This window comes from Peribacillus sp. NPDC097295 (assembly GCF_044761665.1).
Taxonomy (GTDB): Bacteria; Bacillota; Bacilli; order Bacillales; family DSM-1321; genus Peribacillus.
Genome location: NZ_JBIWCW010000022.1, coordinates 20,543 through 44,666 on the forward strand (window position 1 = coordinate 20,543; position 24,124 = coordinate 44,666).

A 24,124-nucleotide genomic window follows, 5' to 3' on the forward strand; every position below is an offset into this window, starting at 1 on the left:
ATTATTAAAGTCCTTTTGCTTTCGCTTCATTCCAATAAGAATCCAATTCCTCTAATGTATAATCGGAGAAATCTTTTCCTTCCTTCTTGATACACTCTTCGATATATGTAAACCGTTGATAAAATTTATGATTTGTCTTATGGACAGCTTCTTCCGCTTGTATGTCATAATAGCGTGAAACATTGACAAGCGCAAAAAAGAGGTCGCCCAATTCGGATTTGATCCGATTCTTGTCCGGATTCGGATTCTTCATTTCATCTTCAAATTCTTGCACTTCTTCTATAACCTTTTTCCAAGCCTCAGAAACCTCTCCCCAGTCGAATCCAACCTTGGCAGCCCTCTTCTGATAAACCTCGGCACGGAGCAGGTTCGGCAATGATTTTTCCACACCATCTAAAAGGGAGACATCTAGACCTGCCGCTTTTCCGTTTTCTTCTTCTTTGATTTTCTGCCAGTTTACTAAAACGTCTTCCTCCCCGCTCACCGTTACGTCTCCGAATACATGTGGATGGCGGCGGACCATTTTAGCCGAAATCCCACCAATTATATCGTCAATGGTGAACATGCCTTCGTCCTCACCGATTTGTGCATGAAGCATCACTTGTAAAAGTACATCTCCCAATTCTCCAATCATGCCCTCATCGTCTTCTTCATCAATCGAGTCAATCAGTTCATATGCCTCTTCTATTAAATATTTTTTCAAGCTTTCATGCGTTTGCTTCTTATCCCAAGGACATCCGTCAGGGCCTCTAAGTTGTGCGATGATCTGCCGGAGCTTAGAAAATTCCCGATACTGCAGCTCATCTTCTTTAACGGGCGGTACATAAACACTCGTTAAATTACTCAGCTCCATTTGCCGATCCAGCTCATAAAGCGCACATTGGGTCACCTTTTCCTCGCTGCTTCCCGCCGCTGTCACGATATACACCTCGTAGTCATCTGGAAGCTTCTCCATCAATGTTAACTTCACGTTAGAGGCACTGAACGCATCGTATACCTGCCCGATGATCATATGCTGCCCGATATGCAGGTCGTCCGGGGAGAGAGCCGTTCCGTCCAGTAGCTGAAACCCTTCAATCGGGTCGATTTTAACCGCCTGGAACAATGGATCAAGGAAGCTTTGCCCACCTTCCAGCTTGACGGTGATTCCTCGATTTTGCCCTTTCTCCAATAAGAGCTGGACCGTCTTCTCGGCAACCATTGGATGGCCTGGAACAGCGTATAAAACCGGTCCATTAATCGCTGCGTTTAATAGCGTTTCTGATATTTCCTCATATACCTCTTCAAACTGATCATGTTTTTCATAAACTGAATCAAATGAAAAGAACTGGATTCCTTCCCCGGTCAAATCTTTGATCACCGGATGGTCCAGCGTCCGGATGAAGCACTCTTTTGCTTGAGTCAGTTTTTTATAAATTCCGTATGGGAGCTGATCTAAATCACCTGCTCCAAGACCTATGATCGTTATCTCATTCGTCAACATTTTTATTACCTCTATTCTTCGTTATAATAAGCCGTTTAACCTTTGATCCTACTGGTATCAAGGAAAGCTCCTCTTCTGTGAATAAACCGGCGCGAATGATCATTGCAAGGAAAATCACAGCGCCTATGCCCACCCCGGCTAATGCCTGAATTGTAGCAAACAGTCTGCTTTCTCCGGAAGACATTAACCAGTGGAATGTTTCATTGAAAAGCACGACTGCCAAGCCCATGTAAACCGTACTCTTAAATATGATAAACAGGTGCCTCTTTTCAAATAAGGTCTTTTTGATATGTACCTTCAATACTATATAAAACAAAATCGTCATGATAATAAATGCGAGTACAGTAGAAGAGGCAGCCCCCGCAATATGATAATGGGGTACGAGTATAAGGTCTAAGACCCATTTGCTGCCTACCCCTATGAGCGTAATGATCACAGGGGTTGCTGAATAACCCAGGCATTGTATCACCGCCGCTGTTGTCATGATGAGCGAGGTGAATACTATCGATAAGGAGTAGATGGCAAGGGTGCCTGTACCCTCCGAGTCGGTGAACAACATGTAATTGATAGGCCTTATCATGGCCACCAATCCAACCGTTGCTGCCATTCCGATCGTTATACTCACACGTAAAACCAATCTTATTTTCCCAAGAGTTTCCTCATCATTACGATCCCGGACAACTTCCGCAATAACGGGGACCAGTGCCAGCGCAAAAGAGTTCACCACGACCGTACCCAGCTGAAGCAAAGGCTGTCCCCTATCATAGGTCCCTTTCCATCTCTTCGCTTCCCCTTCGTCCATCCCGAATTCTCTCAAGAGGGAATAGAGATGTAAGGAATCCACGAACTGAAATAAGATAAGGATAAGTCCCGTCACACAAAAGGCCAAACCTTGAAAGAGTAGGCTTTTGGATATTCGGAGGAAATGCGAGCGCTTTACAATCATGGGCGAAAATAGCTTCCATTCCCGTCTTAAAAGAACGAAAGCAAGTAAGAGTGCCAGCCCCGTGATGCCTCCCGTAATGGAACCGAAGACCGCCCCCTTACCGACAGCATACATCGAGTAGCCCTTTTGTACAAACAGCATCGATAATACGAGGATTGTTAAGACCCGGATACTTTGTTCAGCAACCTGCGAACCCGCTGTCGGCTTCATGTCGTGTCTCCCTTGGAAATATCCTCTTAAGACAGATGAAAGCGGCATTAATAAATAGGAGAAGGCAATGATTTTCAAGAGGCCGGATAGCCCTGAATCCATCATTACCCCTGCAATCCAATCTGCTCCAAGGAAAAGTGCAATAAATAACGATAAACCGATTGCGCTTAAAACAAGCATGGCAGTTGTTAGAATATCTTTAATCGTATAGTCGTCTTCAGAAGATCCCCGCTCTGCAATGAGTTTTGATATAATCACTGGGAAACCAATGGTCGAGAGTGTCAGAGCAACCCCGTAGAAAGGGTACACCTGCTGATAGATATAAAATCCGATATCCCCCGCGATATTTTGATAAGGTATGCGATAGGCCGCACTCAAAATTTTTACGATTATTGCCGCGGCACTTAAAATCATGGCTCCACGAAAGATATCCGTTGATGCCTTATAAGGCTTTTCAGCCATTATTTTTCCCCTTTTCATTTATATGTGGTTGTTATTATAGCATAATTTAGAAGTTCTTTTGCCTACAGGACAGTCCCCCTCCTATATTTTCCTTATGACTGACAGGGCACGTACATGCCAATTATTCATAGGGCTCCCTTGAAAATATCCTTTTATGAAAGAACAAAAAGGACAGCGAATGCTGCCCTTTGCCCGTCCATATATATAATTGCTTTACTTACTGTTCCATTTGTCTTGCTAGAAAACTTGCTGCTGTTTCAACAGACTTCTGTTCCACTTCCCCTAACGCTCCATCTTTAGAGAAAATCAAGACTGCACCAATTGGATCGCCGCTAGCTATGATGGGAGCCGCTGCATAAGATTGAACTTCCTCATCGTTTGAATCCACGAAGGAAACTTGTCCATTCGGCGATTCAAGGACGGGGTTTCTTTCTTCCATGATTTTTTCCACCAGGTCACTGATGCTCTTATTTAAATATTCCTTTTTAGATCCGCCTGCCACGGCAATGTAGGTATCTCGGTCACAAATCATAACTGGATTTCCAAGGCTATCATATATTGCTTCTGCATATTCTCTTGCGAAATCGCCCAGTTCACTAATTGGGGAGTATTTCTTTAAGATGACTTCTCCATCTCTATCCACGAAAATTTCTAGTGGATCACCTTCACGAATGCGGAGAGTCCTTCGGATTTCTTTTGGGATGACAACTCTTCCTAAATCATCAATTCGCCGAACGATACCTGTTGCTTTCATCTAATGTTGCCTCACTTTCATCTAATTGATTTGATTGATCCTCATTTTGTAAAGAAAAACATCACCAGCTATTGAACTTAGTATTTTTCTAATGGTAAGTTCTATACATTTTGAAAAAATATTTCTTTTTGATGTATTTTTTATAATAATTTAATAACGGTTTCGTTAAAAATTTCATTAATTTTTTGTCGCTTGTATTTCCTTTTTGACATGTTGCAAGCCTTTAGTCATTTCGAAAAGGATAGGTAACCACTTGCTTTGCTCTACTCCTTTTATGTGCAGAACAAGTTTCATTCGATTACCGTCCATACCGAACCCGACCATCCGCCCATATTTCGATCCAAGCTCAAAAATCTTTTGTCCATCTACGGCGCTACTTACTTCTTCCCTAAGGAGAATGGTGATTTCCTGCTTAAGCTGCTTCACGCTCTCAATGCCAGCATTATTAGCAAACACCTTCATTTCAGCGATTAAAAATAAATAGCCGACCTCTTCTGGATATTCGCCAAATCGATCGAGCATCTCATCTTTTAATTCTTCCACTTCTTCAAGTGAATCGATCCCTCTGAACCGTTTATACATTTCGATTTTCTGATGTCCGTCCAATATGTAGGCATCTGGGATATATGCATCGACTTCGATATCAATTTCGAGTGAAGACTTTTCTTCAATCGGTTTATCGGAACGTTTTGCCTCTACAGCTTCTTGTAGCATTTGAGAGTATAAGTCAAAACCAACTGAATCAATGAAGCCATGTTGTTGGGCTCCTAATATATTTCCTGCACCCCTGATGGATAAATCACGCATGGCAATTTTAAATCCTGATCCCAATTCCGTGAATTCCTTGATAGATTGGAGGCGCTTTTCAGCAACTTCAGTTAACACTTTATCTTTTCTGTACGTGAAGAATGCGTATGCGACCCGATTTGACCGTCCAACTCGACCACGAAGCTGATAAAGTTGGGAAAGACCCATTCTATCCGCTTCATTCACGATGAGCGTATTGACGTTAGGAATGTCTACACCGGTCTCTATAATAGTTGTACTTACTAAAACATCGTATTCTCCTTCTAGAAAACCAAACATGACGGCTTCTAGTTCCTGTTCGGACATTTGCCCATGAGCATATGTAACACGGGCATCGGGTACCAACATGGAAATTTCTTCTGCTTTTCTTGCTATATCCTCTACCCTGTTATAAAGGAAATAAACCTGTCCATCCCTCGCTAACTCTCGTTCTATCGCTTCTATAACCAAGTTTCCGTTATACTCCATAACATACGTCTGAATGGGAAAACGATTTTCGGGTGGTGTCTCAATGACAGATAAATCCCGAACGCCAAGCATCGACATATGAAGGGTCCTCGGAATAGGGGTAGCGGTCAAAGTCAATACATCGACATTGGTCTTTAACCGTTTTATTTTTTCCTTATGAGTCACACCAAAACGCTGTTCCTCGTCAATGACCAGCAAGCCTAAATCACGATACACCAAGTCCTTGGAAAGGATCCTGTGTGTTCCGACAACGATGTCCACTGTGCCAGCCTTTAAACCTTTTACCGTTTCCGTTTGCTGTTTTTTTGTACGGAAGCGACTCATGAGCCCTATGTTGATAGGATAATCCTGGAAGCGTTCCCGTAATGTTTCATAATGCTGTTGTGCAAGGATCGTGGTCGGAACAAGGAAGGCTACCTGTTTACCATCCATGATTGCTTTAAAGGCGGCCCGAATCGCTACCTCCGTCTTACCATAGCCCACATCGCCACATAATAAACGGTCCATTGGCCTTTCACGTTCCATATCTTTCTTAATCTCTGTGATGGATCGCAGCTGATCTTCGGTTTCGTTATAAGCAAATGATGTCTCAAACTGCCGCTGCATATCCCCGTCAGGAGAGAAAGCATAACCCTTTGCCGCTTCTCGTTCTGCATACAGCTTAATTAAATCATCCGCGATATTCTCCACAGAAGATTGAACCTTGCTTTTTACACGCTTCCACTCTGTTCCGCCTAACTTGTAAAGCTTTGGTTCCTTCCCTTCGGAACCAACATACTTTTGGACAAGGTTAATTTGATCAACGGGAACATACAATTTATCGTCCGCTTGATACTTAATATGTAAATAATCCTTATGTACCCCATTGATTGTTAACGTTTCAATGCCCAGGTATTTCCCAATCCCATGATTAACATGGACGACATAATCGCCGATCTTCAGCTCGGAATAGCTTTTGATTCGTTCCGCATTTGATAGTTTCTGCCGGCGAATCGATTTTTTTGCTTTTTTATTAAACAATTCCGTTTCCGTAATGATGCTGAATTTCTGCATCGGTAATTCAAAGCCGCTGTTAAGGCTACCATGTAGGATCTGTACTTTCCCCGGAAGAATGCTGTTGGCATCCAAAAGCTCTGCCGCTTCTATATCATAGTCCGCTAATATAGCATGCAGTTTTTTCACTCGTTCCTCATCTTGGCCGAGAATGATCACCGTAAAGTTCCCTTTTTTCCAGCGTTCCAATTCTGCTTTAAACACATTCATCTGTCCATGGAAATTCTGCATTTGTTTACTGGAAAAGTTAAGGATGTTTTGCGGGTTCGTGTGCGGCACATGCCGTAAAAACAAGGAAAGGTAAACAAACGGCCTATTTGATTTCACAATTAGTTCCTGCATCGGATGGGCTAATTGGATATCATGGATTATCTGCCCCTGGCTTATAAGGTCTGTATACCATGTTGCCTCTTCTTTTTCCAAGGAATCATTGAGTTCTTGTATCCTACTGATTTCGTCTAAGAAAACCAAGCCATTTACGGGAAGATAATCTATTAAACTAGCGGGTTTCTCGTACGCCAAACTAAGGTATTTGAAGATTTGATCGGGTTTATTACCCATTTTAAGCTGTTCAAGTTCATAGCTGATGGTTTGGACCAATTGTTCCTTCGTTTTATCATCCTTAAGTTTTTTCAAACTCTTACTCAATCCACTTTCAAGTTTCGAGATAATGGATTCAATATGAACCGTCTCCAATAACGCCTCGCTAACAGGACCGATGGTTACTGTCTGAAGCTTATTGATGGAGCGCTGATCTTCTGATGAAAACGTCCTGATAGAATCAATTTCTGTATCAAATAGCTCAATTCGCATAGGGTTAGGTTCCGTTATGGGATAGATATCAATGATACCGCCACGGATACTGAACTCCCCAGGGGAAGAAACCATCTCGGCCCGGGTGTACCCCATAGCGATGAATTTGCCTAAAGTGGATTCCAAATCGATTTCTTCACCTAATTTAAATGATAGCTGATGCTTCTTCCAAACATCTTTTGGAGGAAGCACTCGGCGGACACCAGGAATTGGTGCAATAACGATCCCTTTCTTACCCTTAGCCCAGAAATTCAAGGCCTCTACACGTTGCGCTCGCAATTCAGGACTGGCTACACTCAGGTCAGCTGCAATTAACTCATTGGCTGGATATATAAATAGTTCATCTTCCGGGATAAAACTGGATAAGTCTTCTTGGAACTTTTGAGCTTGCAGCAAATTATGAGTCACTACCAAAATTGGCCTGTTCGTCTTCTCGTACACAGATGCCAGCAGAAGCGATCTAGAAGAACCGGTTAGGCCAGATACCATTTGCTCCTTTAGTCCCTCGTCTATGCCGGATATTAATGAATGAACATCATCTTGCTTAGAAAACAAATTTTGCAATCCATCCACAGTCTGTCCCTCCTCTCTTTAATTTAAAAGAAATTGAGTAATCTTATCTTCTATTTTTTCTAACCGTATATACGAAAATGAACGGAAAAATGCTTTGGATATTTTCCAAAGCCTCTCCCGCTAATGAATGATATAATCGCCTTCATAAAATTCAGGGTTATCTTGCAGTGATTTATAACATTCTTCACATATTGCCTTCACATGCATATCCCCTTCGGAATCATAAACGATCATCTCTTGACGTTCTTCATCAGTAAGTTGATTAAACCCTAACTGCTCCGGGGTCAATGCGTCACTCTCTAGTGAACCTAGCTTAGTTCCGCAATGCCGGCAACGATAATGGAGAGCCATTTGGTAACCCCCTATTTTTATAATACCGTTAGTATGTACTAAAACAGGGGGGATTTATTCAGCGAAGCAGGAAGATATTTTATTTACTTAATATCTACTATTATTTTATTGGTTATATTCGTTCATAACCTGGATAAATGGTTTCTCTAGCCATGATTCACAAGCGGCTGCACTTTTTTCGATCGTAGCCCCAACATGCTCCCATTCTTCTTTAGAAAAGCGGCCCAAGACATAATCGGGCACCGGCATTCTACCAATTGGACGGCCGATTCCTATTCTAATTCGATTAAAATCCTGAGTGCCTAAATGGGCAATGGTTGATTTTATTCCATTATGTCCCCCGGCACTCCCCTTCTGACGAAGACGGATTTTTCCTGGTGGTAAATCGAGATCATCATAAATAAGGATGACATCAGCTACTTCCACTTTGAAAAAATTCATGACTGCAGCAATCGATTCACCTGATAAATTCATATAGGTTAATGGCTTAAGTAGCAAGACCTTTTCACCCCGCACCATCCCCACACCATAAATGCCTTTATGCTTGGCTTGGTCAAGTGAAATGGACCATCTTTTGGCTAACTCATCTATTACTTCAAAACCGACATTATGCCGTGTCTTTTCATATTGCTTGCCTGGGTTACCTAACCCTACAATAATTTTCATGATCCACACTCCGTCATTCCTGATATTTAGCGAGTTGCGTTTTAACGAAGTTTCTAAAAATCATAAATGACCTTAGAAAAATAGTACCTTAATTTTAAGCATTTCCGCAAGCGACCGGAGAACTAATTAGAAATAATTTCTATTTTAAATGAAATACTTCATAAGTGCTGTTCAAAATGCAGAAGGAGCAAAAAAGACGCAACTCGTTAGAGCTACGCCTATTATACCATGATTTACTTGTAGAATCCCGGCATCATGACTCTGGTGAAGCCTCAGTCTCCCTGCCTTCTTGGTTTTCTGGAATCCCACCATCTTGCTGTTCACCTGTGCTGATTTCCTCTTCCTGACGAGGTGGCAATACAGAAGCAATGACCTCTTCCCCGCTATTATCCAACGAAACTTTTTGGTTTTTTTGGATGTCGGATATGTAGATTGAGTCGCCTACTTGAAGCTCTGTGACATCAACATCAATTGATTCTGGAATATCATCTGGTCTAGCTGAAACGGTTACCTCATGTAGAGATTGTTGCAAGACGCCACCATCTTTCACCCCTTTGGATGTACCTACAAGGTTGATGCGCACCTGTGCTTGTAATTCAGCTGACATGTCGACGATTAAGAAATCGGCATGGAATATAAAGTTTTTCAATGGATCCTTCTGATAATCAGAAAGCATGACCTGATGTTTGGTTCCTTCTAAATCCAAAGAAATAATTCCGTTACGACCTACTTCTTTTATTGTTTTTTGGAAATCTGCATTATTAACCGAGATAGCTGTGCTACCGTTATGGTTACCATATACTACAGCAGGAATTTCTCCGCTTTCTCTTAAGTTTCTTAAATTAGATTGTTTGGCACCTTTGCGTTCTTTTGCTACTAATAGATTACTCATACATTCCTCCACCTTCCTTGAATTTAAAATATTACAGTTTCACTATATTATTAAATCTTCCCTTATGAGAGGTGGATTAAACATATACTGGCACGATCTAAGTCTGATTTACCTGAAGAAAGGATGGTTCGGTTCGCATCTCTTGCAAAGGTCTACCGGTGAATTCTATATAAAAAAGGTGGACCCTAAGGCCCACCTTTTATATATATCAATCGAATAATGTGCTAACAGATTGTTCTTCATGCACACGAATAATCGCTTCAGCGATCAGTGGAGCAACAGACAATTCAACAATTTTATCAATTTTCTTTTCTTCAGAAAGGACAATAGAATTGGTGATGACTAATTCCTTGATTGATGAATTTTGGATGCGCTCAATTGCCGGACCTGAAAGGACTGGGTGAGTACAACATGCATAGACTTCTTTAGCCCCATTCTCTACAAGGGCATTTGCTGCAAGTGTGATGGTTCCTGCTGTATCGATGATGTCATCAATCAGGATAGCCGTTTTGCCTTCGATGTTACCGATGATGTTCATTACTTCAGCCACATTTGGTCTTGGGCGGCGTTTATCAATAATGGCAATCGGCGCTTTTAAACGATCCGCCATTTTACGCGCACGTGTCACACCACCATGGTCCGGTGAAACAATAACGATATCTTCAAGATTTTTTTCTTTGAAGAAATCAGAAAGAATCGGAACTGCAACTAGGTGATCAATTAGAATATCGAAGAAACCTTGAATTTGTGGTGCATGTAGATCTAATGTAATGACACGGTGCGCACCAGCTGTTTCAAGCAGATTTGCTACAAGTTTCGCCGTGATTGGTTCACGTGCGCGAGCTTTTCTATCTTGACGTGCATATCCATAATACGGCATAACAATGTTAATGGTTTTAGCAGATGCACGTTTTAATGCATCGATCATGATCAAAAGTTCCATTAAATTTTCATTGACTGGCTGGCTCGTTGATTGAATGACATAAACATCACACCCACGAATACTTTCTTCTATGTTTATTTGAACTTCACCATCACTGAAACTCGTTACTGTACACTTTCCAAGTTCAACCCCAATTGCTGCAGCAATTTCTTGGGCTAAACCAAAGTTTGAATTCAAAGAGAATACTTTTAAATTAGGATCTAGATACTGATTTGACATGATGACCTCCGTGGGTTAGTTATTGAGTTTTAATCTCTTTACATAATCTTCTTTGTTAACTTGACGTGCCCGGGCAACTGACAGAGCTTCCTGCGGTACATCCTTAGTGATAGTTGAACCCGCAGCAACATATGCTCCTTTTGCAATTGTTACAGGTGCGACAAGATTTGAATTACAGCCAATAAAGACGTCGTCTTCAATCTTCGTCAAATATTTGTTTTTACCGTCATAATTCACGGTAATAGATCCACAGCCTATATTTACATTCTCTCCAACCTCAGCATCCCCTATATAACTCAAATGAGAGGCCTTGCTTCCTTTTCCAAAAACGGATTTTTTAATTTCGACAAAATTACCGATTTTCACGGAATCCTGTATATCCGATTCAGGCCGGATATGCGCAAACGGACCGATTTTCACGGAATTTCCAATCTGACTATCCTGTGCAACCGACTGCCGAATCTCCGTATCATTTCCAATTTCACAATTATTGATTTCCGAATGCGGACCAATCAGGCAATTGGGCCCGATTACACTTTGGCCTTTAATCATTGTACCGGGATATATAATCGTATCCTGCCCAATTTTCACATCAGCTTCAATATATGTCGTAAGCGGGTCAATTATCGTTACACCATTTCTCATATGAACTTCATTGATGCGCTTGCGCAAAATTTGTTCCGCCTGTGATAAAGCGACCCGATCATTCACACCTAAAGTCTCTTCGAAGTTATTTGATTGAAAGGCTGTTACCGTTTCGCCTTCTTGTTTCAAGATTTCAATGACATCCGGTAAATAATACTCCCCTTGGACATTTTCATTTGAAACTTTTTTCAGCGCGCTGAATAATGCCTGATTGTCAAAACAATATGTACCGGTATTGATTTCCTTAACATATCGTTCTTCAACGGAAGCATCCTTATGCTCGACAATTTTTTCAACCAGGCCATTTTCACTGCGTATGACTCTGCCATAGCCGTCCGGTTTATCTGCAAAAGCAGTCAGAATCGTCGCTTTCGCCTGGTTTTTTTCATGCAATGCGATAAGCTCTTCCATCGTTTCTGCTTTGATTAAGGGCGTATCCCCACAGATAACAAGTGTTATTCCACTTTTACCCGCTAATACGCTTTCCGCCTGCATAACAGCATGTGCCGTACCTAATTGGTGTTCTTGCAAGGCGTACTTGCATGAATCCCCAAGCTGTTCTTGTACTTTTTCGGCTCCATGCCCAATAACTGTTACAATATCTTCTATTTGAAGTTGATTGACTTGATCGATAACATGTTGTACCATTGGTTTTCCGCAAACAGGGTGTAAAACCTTGTAAAGCTGAGATTTCATCCTAGTGCCTTGCCCAGCGGCCAAAATTATTGCATAGCGATTACTCATAACAGGCCTCCATTTTCACCTTTTTATCCATTAAAAATATTATCTCAAATAAGGATTCATTTCAAGGTAACATTTGAAAGTGGATGATATTATTAGCCCCCATCCTTCAGAAAAAGGATTGATTCCCACTGCTATTTATCCTATATTTAGGAATAATGACTGTCTTAAATTTCACCATTTATCACGATACCCCGTACAAAATAGGAGGTATTCTCCACTCGAAAACAATCCTTAACAATATCTCTAATGCGATAACAACCCCATTAATACGGACATATCGTCCCCTATTCCCTTAAGTAAATGAAGTACTTCTTCTATGTAAATACTTCTTTAATAAACGAACAACACCGTTGCTCAGATTTTCCTTTTATGGTAAGTATCTTAATTTCACAAAAAAAATTTATTTCCAAATAAAAAAATGTTTAAAATATAAAAAATCGGGTATTTGTAACTTTGAAGATATGAACAGATAACTTGCTTATCAGGTGGCTTGCAAGTCTTCCACTCCGTAATAAAAGTAAAAAAGAGCACTACTTAAGAAGTAGGCTCTGGTTGCGCTTATCTATAATTACCCATATAAACAGTTAAGAAGCTCCTGCTCCCGCTTCCTCTAATTCGGCTTCAAGTTCTCCTAAACGATGATACTCTGTCAAGACAGCTTCTTGAATTTTCCCGCGTGTGGAAGAATTAATCGGATGTGCAATATCGCGGAATTCTCCATCTGGAGTTCGTTTACTTGGCATAGCCACAAATAAACCATTATTCCCGTCTATTACCCGAATATCATGAACCACAAATTCATTATCCAGTGTGATTGATGCGATTGCTCTCATACGACCATCCGTATTCACACGGCGTAGCCTTACGTCAGTAACTTCCATTTAAGCTCACCATCCCTTTTTGTTGTTAAATCTTAAAGTACATATTCAACAAAAAGTTAGGAACTCCTTCTATTATCTGTAAGTTTTTTAGAAAATTAAGCCTAGTTTTGAAAAAAATAAGGATAATTCCTTAAAATTCAGGAAAAGTACCCACTACATTCCCCCTAGAAAGACAAAAAAAAGGCCCGTTTAATTAACGAGCGCAATCACTTCTATTTCTACCAGAGCATCTTTAGGCAATCGTGCAACCTCTACGCAAGAGCGAGCTGGCTTATGTGTGGAGAAATACTCTCCGTATACTTCATTAATCGAACTGAAATCATCCATGCTTTTAATAAATACCGTCGCTTTAATGACTGTGTCTAAAGTGGCCCCTGCCTCTTTCAATACGGCTTTAAGATTTTTAAAGACCTGATGTGTTTGTTCTTTTACATCTCCATTAACCATTTCACCTGAAGCTGTAAGAGGAATTTGACCCGAACTAAAGAATAAGTTATCCACGATCATACCTTGTGAATATGGACCAATTGCTGCTGGAGCTTCATTCGTCTGTACCTTTTTCATGAAAAATCCCCCCTAATCCCTTTTTGTAAAATAGTTCCCACGACTGACATTTATTTTTTTATCTCTTTCAACAACTTGTGTCAGCTTGATTAATGAAACATAATCCTCCACGAGACACTCTTCTGTATGTTCCGATTCTACAAGAACAGCAATCCCGGCAACGGTTGCCTTAAATTCATCCAGTAGGCTGACCATCCCGTTAATAGTCCCTCCTGCCTTCATGAAATCATCCACAATCAGTACATTCGATCCCTCGACCAGGCTTCTCTTTGAGAGCACCATTGTCTGAATTCGCTTAGAAGACCCCGAGACATAGTTGATGCTAACGGTAGAGCCTTCTGTCACCTTATTATTCCTTCTAACTATGACGACGGGAACATTCAAATAGTTCGCCACTGCGTAGGCTAATGATATTCCTTTAGTAGCCATCGTCATGATCACCGAGACATTTTTCTTGGCATACATGGAAGCAATAATCCGACCGACCTTATTTACAGTTTGCGGGTGACCCAAAATATCAGTCATATATAGATAGCCGCCCGGTAACAGCCTTTCAGGACTAGCGATCGTATCACAAAGTCCGTCTATAAAAGTATCGGCTTCCTCCTGCCTAATGGAAACGATATACTTCACGCCACCCGCTGCACCAGGTACAGTCGTCAAAGAACCTATTCCTCGTTGTTCAAAGGTATCCTTGATGATCGTCAAGTCTTCACTTATTGAAGACTTGGCCGAGCTATACCTTTCAGCAAAGTAGGTCAGCGAAACGAGTTCCCCTGGATGTTCTAATAAATAATTGGTCATATCGACTAGCCTCTCGCTGCGACGAAATTTCATTTGAAACACATCCTCTGTCATTTCCGAATATTATAATGCAACTATACCATCATTGTACGCATTTATTCAAGGTCATTCCGGTCACCTAACATGCGGACAGCATAGACTTGATCACAAAATCCTCTTAGTCCATTATAGATTCTTTGCATACGGGAATCATGCTCCACCAGGCCAAAGACGGTCGGCCCACTTCCGCTCATTAAGACAGCATCCGCTCCGAAGGTCTTCATTTGATCTTTGATATTGGCCACTTCTGGATACAACTGCAACGTGACCTGCTCCAGTACATTTCCCAACCCTAAACATACATCTTCATAACTATTGTCTTTTATGGCCGTAATCATACCTGGAATATCAGGATGATCCATTTTGGCAACTTGCAGCCGTTTATAGATATCAGCTGTAGACACGCCAATGGTCGGTTTAGCTAGAATAACCCAGCATTTTGGCGGTGTGGGAAGATGCGTGATTTTTTCCCCACGCCCTTTGGCCAAAGCTGTACCTCCATAAACACAAAACGAAACGTCTGAACCGATTTCGGCCCCGATTTCAGCCATTTCATCCATGGAAAGTCCTAACTTCCACAGTCTATTTAATCCTCTTAGTGTAGCCGCGGCATCACTGCTACCACCTGCAAGTCCGGCTGCAACCGGAATGTTTTTCTCTATAGTAATAGAAACACCTTTATCAATCCCATAACGTTCCTTTAATATGAATGCAGCTTGATACGCCAAATTCCGATGATCATCCGGAACAAACCGATTATGAGATAGAATTTGAATGTGGTTCCCTTTTATTTCTTTTAGCTCTATTCTATCCGCAAGGTCGACTGTCGTCATGATCATCTCTACCTCATGGTACCCATCAGGCCGTTTGAAAAGCACATCCAAAGCCAAATTAATTTTAGCCGGGGCTTTTTCCATAATCCTCAATATGTCCACCTACTTTAACGTTCTTAAAAGTTCTTGTCCTATTCTACCATATTTGTTTCTATTCTAAAGGTTTTTTCATCCTATTTACAATTGATTGAAGTCGGGATCGCCTTAGAAAGGAGAAAAGAACTGCAGAGAGAGGGGGCCATTGATCCTTGGTAAGGAAGAAGCTGTGCAACTTAATGCCCGATATGCGTATGTTTTTATTCATAATAAAAGGCCAGACTCCTGTCTCTACAATGTAAGCATAATTGGATATCGCTATACATCGAAGAAAGAGCCTGGCCCATTTCGTAATGGACAGCATGATTCATTTTAGTGAGATTTTATTCTTTATCCACCATTTGACGTTGTGCTTTTTCGATTGCAAGTTTTACCATGTTCCCTGCGTCGCGGGCTCGGATTCCTCCCCAACCCTCTTTCTGGACAACATCATAAAACCCAAGTTCTTTTGCCAATTCTTCCTTAAAACCCTCTGACATAATCCCTTTTTTTCTACTCAAGCGAAACAACCCCTTTCACATGCTGTCACATGCCTAGTGTTTGTTACATACGCTATTTCATGACTACTTCTTTCATCCTGAACTGGTCACTTTTGGGGTTTTGAACAAATCAAAAAGCAGCAAACATATTGTCTGCTACTTCCTCTAAGTTAAATCTCTTGTTGTTTGTTTAAAAAGGTTAGTTCCACGGCTTCCGTTAATACATCCGCATAGCTGTAAGATACTCTTTCAAACGCATTTTCATCTTGGTCGAGTTCAATTACAAAAACAGCCGGATAAGTTTCCGCCAAAATTCCAAAACGTTCTACAGTCTTTCTTCTTCCACCGTTTGCTTTAAGAAGCAATCTTTTACCTAGGTTTGAATCAAGTGCAGTTTTAATATCAGCTAGAGTTTTTGGCATTTTCGGTCCACCTCACTAAGTATAGTATATCACGAATTGTTAATCTACGCAAACAAAATAATAAATTATATCAGCAGTTAAAAATGTAGTCAATATATTTTTACCTTTATTCTGCAAAAAATCGTTAACAATTTTATTATCTCCTAGTACCTAGGAATATATGTAAGCGAACTATTCATTAGAAAAAAAGCTGAATTTTCGCTACTGAGTCGTCTGCTCACCTTTTCGCTCAAAAAAGTCCAAGCATCCTTGCATATATCCGAAATTCCAAATAACAAAAGCGAGCTGCATTCTTTCAAAATGCAGCTCATCATTCTTCAAGAAAAGGTTTAAAGGGAAGCCCTGTTCGAAGCATGCCTTTTGTTTCAATTCCACCTAATCCCTTTTCGCCAGTCAATGTATTGCGTAGAACATCCCATACATGAAGATTTTCCATATAGGCCGTGAAACTCACCTTACCCACGATGTACACAGGGTCTAGTGCGTGAATATTCACCCTTGAAGGGGAACTTGCATAATTGGCCCCTGCTTGGATGATGGATTCAAAGTGGGATTGACAAGCCCCTGCAAAAATAACTAGTTGATCGAGATGTGATACTTTCTTTCTCGCCTCTCGTACGGTTTGCACAAAATCCTGCGAGTGACGATACGCATTAATATCCGACATCGGTCCTTTTGCTTTAGAATAGGCGTCATGTCCCGTGACGACAAGGATATCCGGACGATAATGGTCCAATAGACTTCCAATTCGCTGTGGCATTTCCTTTTCGTTACAATAGACGCCATTCACCGGTATGCCAAATTTCTGGTATAAATCTAGGCATTTTCGTAGATAGGAGGCATCTCCATCTACGTGTAGCACTCTACCCGGTATTTGAAAATACTCACCGCTATAACGATAACCATTGCTCGATTGATACCCACTTTTTTGTTGCTGCAGCTCTAGATCCTGCGTTAATAGGCGGTATGACTGTTCTTGAAGTACTTCATTGGACCTTTGACGTACACTTCGCTCGTTATCATTTATAATCATCAAATCTTGAAAAGGTGCATCTGCGATTAGCCGGATATCTTCCCCATAAAGAACCGCTTCACGTCTTCCGTTATTGTCCCTGATATCAATCACCCGAAACAATACGTCGCATTTATAGGAAAGTCGACCGACTATATCGTTTATCTGAACATTCATTGCTCCACCCCATGAGAAGACTAATTTTAAAGCCCACCCTAGATTGTTTTCTTTCTTAAGTTATGCCAACTCCCCATGAATGGTGAAAGTAAAAAATGACGTATATCTTATGCAAGAATAGGTTCACAAACCGCTCAAATCTAAAAAAAAGCCGGATGAGGGAATATAGACTCCCTTTCCGACTTAAATTAATAGTAGTCCTTATTTAAAATTCGGCAGCAATGCGTCACTCAGGCGCCCGAATTCCTCAATGCTCAATGTTTCCCCTCTTCTTGTCGGATCCACTTCTGAGGCCTCAAGAGCGGCAAGAATCATTTCCTTTTTCGCTTTGCCCTCTGGCAATTGACTTGTCAGGTTATTTAATATCGTTTTACGGCGCTGCGCAAAGCTCGCTCGGGTCACGACGAAAAGAAAATCCTCATCTTGAACTTCTACAATCGGTGTAGTTCGTTTTGTGAGGCGAATAACGGCCGAGTCAACATTCGGTTGCGGCATGAATACCGTTTTTGGAACAATCATCACCGTTTCTGCTTCCGTATAATATTGAATCGCAATCGATAGAGAACCATATTCCTTTGTCCCAGGTTTAGCTGCAATCCGATCAGCGACTTCCTTTTGCAACATACATACGATACCCCTTATCGGTAAATCCTCCGACAAGAGTTTTAAAATAATCGGCGTCGTCACATAGTAAGGAAGGTTGGCAACAACCATGATGTCCTTAATATCCTTGAATTCCTCTTCTATAGCCTGCTTAACATCTGCTTTAAGAACATCTCCATGGATGATTTTCACATTGTCATATGGAGACAGAGTATCTGCCAGGATTGGAAGCAAACGCTGGTCTATCTCGAAGGCCGTAACCTTTTTGCTACTTTTAGCCAATTGTTCCGTCAACGCTCCGATACCTGGCCCGATTTCGATTGCTCCACTTTCATCTGTTAACTCCGCATGTTCGACAATCCGTTTCAAGATATTCGTATCGATTAGAAAATTTTGACCTAGGCTCTTTTTAAACGAAAATCCATACTTCTTTAAAATGTCTTTCGTCCTGACAGGGGTTGCTATATCCTTATTCATGTTTTTCCTCCTGATTTATCTGTACAATCGCTTCGCAAAAAGCCTCAGTTGATATTTGGAACATCTTTAAACGCTTATATAATTGCTTTCCGTTAGTGAAACCGATCTTTAAGATGGACCCCAATCTTTCTCTGCGCTCTCTAGCACCCGCTCCACCGATTAAACCTGCATCTATTAAATCCTGCTGGGATATTTCCTCTTGGGCTTCTTCATCCATTAATTGTGCGTCTTTCAATGCATTGCGGATCGCTTCTGGAGAAGCATGTTCCACGCCTATTCCTCTGCCAGACTTAGGCAATGCTTCCTTCTTTGTTAAAAAGGCATGCTTACAGCCTTTTACTTGTTCGGAAATGATATTTCTGATTTTTTGGCCTGGAAAATCCGGATCCGTAAAAATGATAACGCCCCGCGTCACTTGAGCTAGCCTCACCTGTTCTATACAGGATTCATTCACGGCAGACCCATTCGTTTCGATGGTATCCGCATTGACTGCCCTTTTTATCGCCACCGTATCGTCTTTACCTTCTACGACAATAATTTCTTTAATCTTTTTCATGTTTTCCTCCATACAGAAAAGCGAAAGATCCTTGCAACGACTTTTCACTCGAGATAGCTTCTGGACCAAGACATCATCACTCAACCCATTTTTTCTTTATACTGAAACTTTATGACGTATTAAATCGTCTATCTTATTAAAACAGGTTTATACTGATGTTTTCAACAAATGGAAAAATAAAACGTCAAAAAACAGGAGACTATTTATCTCCTGCGAGAAAAAAACTTATTAGTTCAGTACACGGATTTTCACTTTCTTTACGCCCCAGCGATATGCATCATTCTTCGATGAGAAGAACACATCTATTTTATTTCCCTTGATTGCTCCACCCTTATCAGCAGCAGTGGCATATCCATATCCCTCGACATACACTTTCGATCCCAAAGGAATCACGCTTGGGTCGACTGCTATAATTTTGGCATTTGGATTACTCTTCAAGTCTACGCCTGTGGAAGTAACACCCGAACAGCCCTGGCAACTTGCCGTATATGCCGTTGATGAGACGTAAATCTCTTTACCACCAGTAGAGCTCACATTGGTAGCTCTAGGTGCGGCGGCTTGAGTATCTACCGTTTTTGTCCCGACTGCTACCACTTTATCCTGCTTTTTATTCACAATTTTTTTAGAGAGCAATTTTCTTTTGACTTCTTTGCCATTCTCTTTAATCACTTCATATTCCTTAGAAGTGATGCCTTTTTTACCTTCTTTTACAATATTCTCTTTCCCTTTTAATAAGGAGTCGTCTTTTTTAGTAATGACAGCATAATCGACAGGTTCTTCCACTACATCGGTGACTTTTTCAATCCGAATAACGTTTACCGTATTCTTTGCTTCAACTTTTTCTACTAACCCCGGTTCAACTCGATCCAAATCATTGAGCTTGACACCCTGTTGCTTTAAAAAGTCAGCGACCGTAGTCGAAGTTGACCAAACCTGCTTTTCTTTTCCACCTACAACCAGTTTCAGTAAAAAAGCTCTATCGATGCTAACTTCCATATCTGCCTTGAGCTTCGTATCATTAGAAGGTGTAATTTTATCCTTCTCGTCCACCCCAAGCTTTTGTTCCTTCAGAAATTCCTCCACGGTATCAGCGGTTGACCAGACTTCCTCTCGCTCACCATCTTCTACCATGACAATTTTTCGAGCCTGCTTGTACACAACCTCTAGGTCATCAGCTACCTCGCTGTCAACCGAAGGATGAACATAATCTGCGGCTTGAACCGTAATCTCTAAATCTTTTAACATATCATTTACAGTAGCCGCGTGTGTCCGCACTACCTCTTTTTTTCCGTCCAGCATAATAGTAACGGTATTCATTGTTCCTTTATGGATCAGTATTCCCAGCGCAGTAGTGACGAGAATTGCCGTGGATATTGCGACCGCTATTCTCTTCTTGCCTACAAGCCTGGAAATTAGGTTTTTCATAGTTTTTAATAGAATGAAAAACTCCTCCTTCCTCCCGGTGATTATATAGACATACTTATCGAGCTGTCAACCCATTCACTTCTCATTAAGGAAATTATTACCTATTATGCATATTCTGTGTAGAAAAGGAAAGGGTGACTTCTCGACATAAATTGCCTATGTTGGGAGAGAGATTTGTAGAATCTTAAAAAATTGCCTTCCAGATAGCAAACCCGGGGAGATTATGACCCAAAATGCTGTCAATTAATGCCGAATAATTTCTTGGCATTATTCGTTGTAGCTTGAGATACTTCTTCTACTGAAAGCTGCTTAATTTCGGCGATTTGCTCCGCAACAAGCTTCACATAGGATGGTTCATTACGCTTTCCTCTAAAGGGATGAGGTGCAAGATAAGGACAATCCGTCTCGATTAATAGACGGTCTAAAGGCACGGCTGCAGCTACTTCTTTTGGTTTCTTCGCATTCTTAAAGGTCACAGGGCCTCCCAATGAAATATAGAAGTTCATATCAATGCATTCCAATGCAGTTTCAGCACTACCGCTAAAGCAATGCATGATGCCTCCCACTTCTGATGCCTCTTCTTCCTTTAAGATGCTCACGATATCTGCGGTCGCTTCACGATTATGAATGATGATGGGTAAGCCCACTTTTTTCGCTAGGCGTATTTGCTTCCGGAATACTTCCTTTTGTATTTCCTTTGGCGATTTATCCCAATGATAATCAAGTCCCATTTCCCCTATAGCCACAACCTTAGGATGTGCGGACAGCTCTTCTATCCACTGTAGGTCTTCCTCCGTCATATCTATTGCATCAACGGGATGCCAGCCGACTGCCGCAAACATAAAATAATATGTTTCCACCAATTCCATCGCTCTATTAATGGTAGGACGGTCAAAACCGACCACGACCATATTTTTCACTCCCGCTTCCTGCGCTCTTTCTATGACCTCTTCAAGGTCTTCGTTGAATTGCTCTGCATTAACATGTACATGTGTATCGAAAAGCATATTTTTTTCTCCCTTTCTAGCACTATTTTATTTCGGATTGAAAGTTTTATGTTTCTCATTTAGGTAACAAACATATTACATAGTTGCCGCCCCAGTTATGTGCAGGTATGTGCAGGTAAGTAACCTGTTCTATTATTGATCATATAAATAAAAAACATAAAAGTGTTTCATATGAAACACTTTTATGTTTTTTTGATTTATTTCACTTTCGATCCATTAGGAATGGAAGCATCTATCGTTGCAACAGATAGAACGCCATCCTGGCTGCCCGCCAAAATCATTCCTTGAGAAAGCTCCCCACGTAACTTCACTGGTTTAAGATTGGTTACGCAAATCACTTTCTTTCCTACTAGTTCTTCCGGTTTGTAGTGTTGGGCAATACCTGAAACAACCTGACGCTTTTCATAACCTAAATCTAGCTGTAATTTAAGTAGCTTGTCTGCCTTCTTAACAGGCTCCACTTCCATCACCTGTGCTACGCGAAGTTCAACCTTAGTAAAATCATCGATCGTAATTTCATCAACTTCTGGGATTTCCACTTCTACCTTTTCTTCCTCTTTGGAAGTGCCACCCTGCATTTGTTCTTTAATATATTGAACTTCTTCTTCCATTTCTAGTCGTGGGAAGATAGGGTCCCCTTTTAACACGTTTGTCCCGGATGGGATTTGGCCAAACTCCGACAGACTTTCCCATGCTTTCAAAGTCTCATCCTCAATACCTAGCTGGGCAAAGATTTTTTCCGGTGTCTGTGTTAAAAATGGTTTTAACAGAACGGCTGTCCGGCGTAGAGATTCGGCCAAGTGAATCATAACACTCGCAAGTTCCCCTTTTTTGGATTCTTCTTTTGCCAGTGTCCATGGTTGGGTTTCATCGATGAACTTGTTAGTTCTGCTCACAAGCTGCCAAATGGAAGTCAGGGCCACGGAGAATTCCATTTTTTCCATTGCTTCTTCATACTTATTGACCGTATCTTGGTTCATTTCAAGCAGGATCTTTTCAAATTCACCGTTCGATCCTTCGTAATTCGGAATCACACCATCGAAATACTTATTGACCATCGCGACCGTCCTGTTCAATAAGTTACCTAAATCATTCGCCAAATCAAAGTTAATCCGTTCTACAAAGCCTTCTGGTGTAAATACCCCATCCGCACCGAATGGAACTTCGCGAAGTAGGTAGTAACGTAAGGAATCCAAACCGTAGCGGTCAATCAATGTAACCGGATCGACTACGTTTCCTTTTGACTTCGACATTTTGCCATCTTTCATAAGCAACCATCCATGGGCGAATACTTTTTTCGGTAGCGGCATATCAAGAGCCATTAACATAATCGGCCAGTAAATGGTATGGAAACGAACGATTTCCTTCCCTACTAAATGTACATCCGCCGGCCAGTAATTCCTGTATTTAGAATCATTATCCGTTCCATACCCTAAAGCTGTAATATAGTTAGTCAACGCATCAATCCAGACATATATCACATGTTTTGGATCTCCTGGTACTTTAATTCCCCAATCGAATGTTGTACGGGAAACAGCCAAGTCTTCTAATCCTGGTTTGATAAAGTTATTGATCATTTCATTTTTTCTTGATTCAGGCTGAATGAACTCTGGATTTTCCTCATAAAACTTCAACAATCGATCCGCATATTTGCTCATCTTGAAGAAATAGGACTCTTCCTTCACTTTCTCTACTGATCTTCCGCAATCCGGACAGTTCCCATTGCCTTCTTCGACTTGTCGTTCCGTAAAGAAAGATTCACATGGGGTACAATATAAGCCTTCATATTGATCGAGGTATATATCGCCCTGGTCTAGGAGCTTCTTGAAGATTTTCGCGACAACCTCTTTATGACGGTCCTCTGTCGTCCTTATGAAATCATCATAGGAAATATCAAGCTTATTCCAAAGCTCTTTTATCCCGGACACGATATTGTCCACATATTGCTTAGGTGTGATTCCCTCTTCTTCCGCTTTCCGCTGGATTTTCTGGCCGTGCTCATCTGTTCCCGTTAAGTACATAACGTCAAAGCCACGCATCCTTTTATAACGGGCCATGGCATCACCAGCCACTGTCGTATACGCATGCCCTATATGTAAATTACCGCTTGGATAATATATGGGTGTTGTAATATAAAATGTTTTTGATTTATCCTGCATTGTATTGCCTCCTCATCATTTGCGAAACTAGCTAGGGGCTTCTCCCTGCCAATTAGACTACAGTAAAACTATTATCTCTATTTTAACCCTATCTGTCATTCTATGCGACAAGAATCAACAATCATTTGTTCTTGGGAACCGAATGAAAGGCGAAGGAATATACTCATCAATAAATCTTACAAAGATGCTTCTATTCTATTATGTCATCATTACCTCTTACCTCAACAAAATATACCTTACTAATCATATTTTACGCAAATACCCATTCGGATCGGCTTTTATAGTCAAAATATCCTATATTCAGAAGTTTTGGTTTGAAACTAAAAGAACATTAATCATATAATGGGAGAAGTTATCATAGTTTGTCGAATCATGGCTAAGTAATTAGTTGATAATGCATAATATTTTTGTCTGTTCATTTCTTTCTTCCTACGTAAAAAAGGCTTCTAAATACGGTCATACAGAAAAGTGAAAATAAATCATTGACGAATATGGGAATGCCTGGTATTATAAATTTATAAATAAATTGTCGAATAATGACGAAAAAAATAGAAAAAGTAC

At 40.9% G+C, this 24,124-nt stretch carries 21 protein-coding genes; all 21 read right to left on the reverse strand.

Features of this window, described 5'->3' with window-relative positions:
• Window positions 1-4: 4 nt before the first annotated feature.
• The 21 genes from yabN to metG all read right to left on the reverse strand — a co-directional run bounded on the left by yabN (window position 5) and on the right by metG (window position 23,563).
• Window positions 5-1,483 (reverse strand): bifunctional methyltransferase/pyrophosphohydrolase YabN, encoded by a 1,479-nt coding sequence (gene yabN, locus ACIQXN_RS20035; protein WP_402970848.1) that lies wholly within the window; start codon window positions 1,481-1,483, stop codon window positions 5-7.
• Complete coding sequence (locus ACIQXN_RS20040; protein ID WP_402970851.1) at window positions 1,470-3,101, reverse strand: putative polysaccharide biosynthesis protein; 1,632 nt, start codon at window positions 3,099-3,101, stop codon at window positions 1,470-1,472. Before ACIQXN_RS20040 ends, yabN begins: the two co-directional genes overlap by 14 nt.
• A gap of 217 nt (window positions 3,102-3,318) precedes the next feature.
• A complete protein-coding gene (gene spoVT, locus ACIQXN_RS20045) occupies window positions 3,319-3,855 on the reverse strand; it encodes a stage V sporulation protein T (protein ID WP_402970854.1) in 537 nt (178 codons plus the stop codon).
• Between the two features lie 177 nt (window positions 3,856-4,032).
• Complete coding sequence (gene mfd / locus ACIQXN_RS20050; RefSeq protein WP_402970857.1) at window positions 4,033-7,569, reverse strand: transcription-repair coupling factor; 3,537 nt, start codon at window positions 7,567-7,569, stop codon at window positions 4,033-4,035.
• 120 nt (window positions 7,570-7,689) lie between these two features.
• The gene (fin, locus tag ACIQXN_RS20055; RefSeq protein ID WP_402970861.1) at window positions 7,690-7,920 is read right to left on the reverse strand and encodes an anti-sigma-F factor Fin; all 231 of its coding nucleotides are present in this window, start codon (window positions 7,918-7,920) and stop codon (window positions 7,690-7,692) included.
• A 105-nt stretch (window positions 7,921-8,025) separates the two neighbouring features.
• Window positions 8,026-8,586, reverse strand: coding sequence for an aminoacyl-tRNA hydrolase (gene pth / locus ACIQXN_RS20060; protein ID WP_402970864.1), 561 nt, complete (start codon window positions 8,584-8,586; stop codon window positions 8,026-8,028).
• Between the two features lie 253 nt (window positions 8,587-8,839).
• Window positions 8,840-9,478: a 50S ribosomal protein L25/general stress protein Ctc gene (locus ACIQXN_RS20065; RefSeq protein WP_402970867.1), complete on the reverse strand. Its 639-nt coding sequence runs from the start codon at window positions 9,476-9,478 to the stop codon at window positions 8,840-8,842.
• A 208-nt stretch (window positions 9,479-9,686) separates the two neighbouring features.
• Window positions 9,687-10,640, reverse strand: a complete 954-nt coding sequence (locus ACIQXN_RS20070; protein WP_402970871.1) for a ribose-phosphate diphosphokinase — start codon at window positions 10,638-10,640, stop codon at window positions 9,687-9,689.
• A 15-nt stretch (window positions 10,641-10,655) separates the two neighbouring features.
• The gene (glmU, locus tag ACIQXN_RS20075) at window positions 10,656-12,029 is read right to left on the reverse strand and encodes a bifunctional UDP-N-acetylglucosamine diphosphorylase/glucosamine-1-phosphate N-acetyltransferase GlmU (protein ID WP_402970875.1); all 1,374 of its coding nucleotides are present in this window, start codon (window positions 12,027-12,029) and stop codon (window positions 10,656-10,658) included.
• A 584-nt stretch (window positions 12,030-12,613) separates the two neighbouring features.
• A complete protein-coding gene (spoVG, locus tag ACIQXN_RS20080) occupies window positions 12,614-12,910 on the reverse strand; it encodes a septation regulator SpoVG (RefSeq protein ID WP_402970879.1) in 297 nt (98 codons plus the stop codon).
• A 189-nt stretch (window positions 12,911-13,099) separates the two neighbouring features.
• A complete protein-coding gene (locus ACIQXN_RS20085; protein ID WP_402970882.1) occupies window positions 13,100-13,474 on the reverse strand; it encodes a RidA family protein in 375 nt (124 codons plus the stop codon).
• A gap of 12 nt (window positions 13,475-13,486) precedes the next feature.
• Window positions 13,487-14,311, reverse strand: a complete 825-nt coding sequence (gene purR / locus ACIQXN_RS20090) for a pur operon repressor (RefSeq protein WP_402970885.1) — start codon at window positions 14,309-14,311, stop codon at window positions 13,487-13,489.
• A gap of 62 nt (window positions 14,312-14,373) precedes the next feature.
• Complete coding sequence (ispE, locus tag ACIQXN_RS20095) at window positions 14,374-15,243, reverse strand: 4-(cytidine 5'-diphospho)-2-C-methyl-D-erythritol kinase (RefSeq protein ID WP_402970889.1); 870 nt, start codon at window positions 15,241-15,243, stop codon at window positions 14,374-14,376.
• Between the two features lie 326 nt (window positions 15,244-15,569).
• Window positions 15,570-15,746: a small, acid-soluble spore protein, alpha/beta type gene (locus tag ACIQXN_RS20100; protein ID WP_402970892.1), complete on the reverse strand. Its 177-nt coding sequence runs from the start codon at window positions 15,744-15,746 to the stop codon at window positions 15,570-15,572.
• 149 nt (window positions 15,747-15,895) lie between these two features.
• Window positions 15,896-16,147: a biofilm formation stimulator Veg gene (gene veg / locus ACIQXN_RS20105; protein ID WP_402875897.1), complete on the reverse strand. Its 252-nt coding sequence runs from the start codon at window positions 16,145-16,147 to the stop codon at window positions 15,896-15,898.
• A 310-nt stretch (window positions 16,148-16,457) separates the two neighbouring features.
• Window positions 16,458-17,336, reverse strand: a complete 879-nt coding sequence (gene yabG / locus ACIQXN_RS20110) for a sporulation peptidase YabG (protein ID WP_402970895.1) — start codon at window positions 17,334-17,336, stop codon at window positions 16,458-16,460.
• Window positions 17,337-17,537: 201 nt separating this feature from the next.
• A complete protein-coding gene (gene rsmA / locus ACIQXN_RS20115; protein ID WP_402970898.1) occupies window positions 17,538-18,416 on the reverse strand; it encodes a 16S rRNA (adenine(1518)-N(6)/adenine(1519)-N(6))-dimethyltransferase RsmA in 879 nt (292 codons plus the stop codon).
• Window positions 18,409-18,972, reverse strand: coding sequence for a ribonuclease M5 (gene rnmV / locus ACIQXN_RS20120; protein ID WP_402970901.1), 564 nt, complete (start codon window positions 18,970-18,972; stop codon window positions 18,409-18,411). Before rnmV ends, rsmA begins: the two co-directional genes overlap by 8 nt.
• A gap of 228 nt (window positions 18,973-19,200) precedes the next feature.
• A complete protein-coding gene (locus tag ACIQXN_RS20125; RefSeq protein ID WP_402970904.1) occupies window positions 19,201-20,397 on the reverse strand; it encodes a ubiquitin-like domain-containing protein in 1,197 nt (398 codons plus the stop codon).
• Window positions 20,398-20,636: 239 nt separating this feature from the next.
• Window positions 20,637-21,404, reverse strand: a complete 768-nt coding sequence (locus ACIQXN_RS20130) for a TatD family hydrolase (protein WP_402970907.1) — start codon at window positions 21,402-21,404, stop codon at window positions 20,637-20,639.
• Window positions 21,405-21,601: 197 nt separating this feature from the next.
• Window positions 21,602-23,563, reverse strand: a complete 1,962-nt coding sequence (gene metG, locus ACIQXN_RS20135) for a methionine--tRNA ligase (protein ID WP_402970910.1) — start codon at window positions 23,561-23,563, stop codon at window positions 21,602-21,604.
• Window positions 23,564-24,124 lie beyond the last annotated feature (561 nt).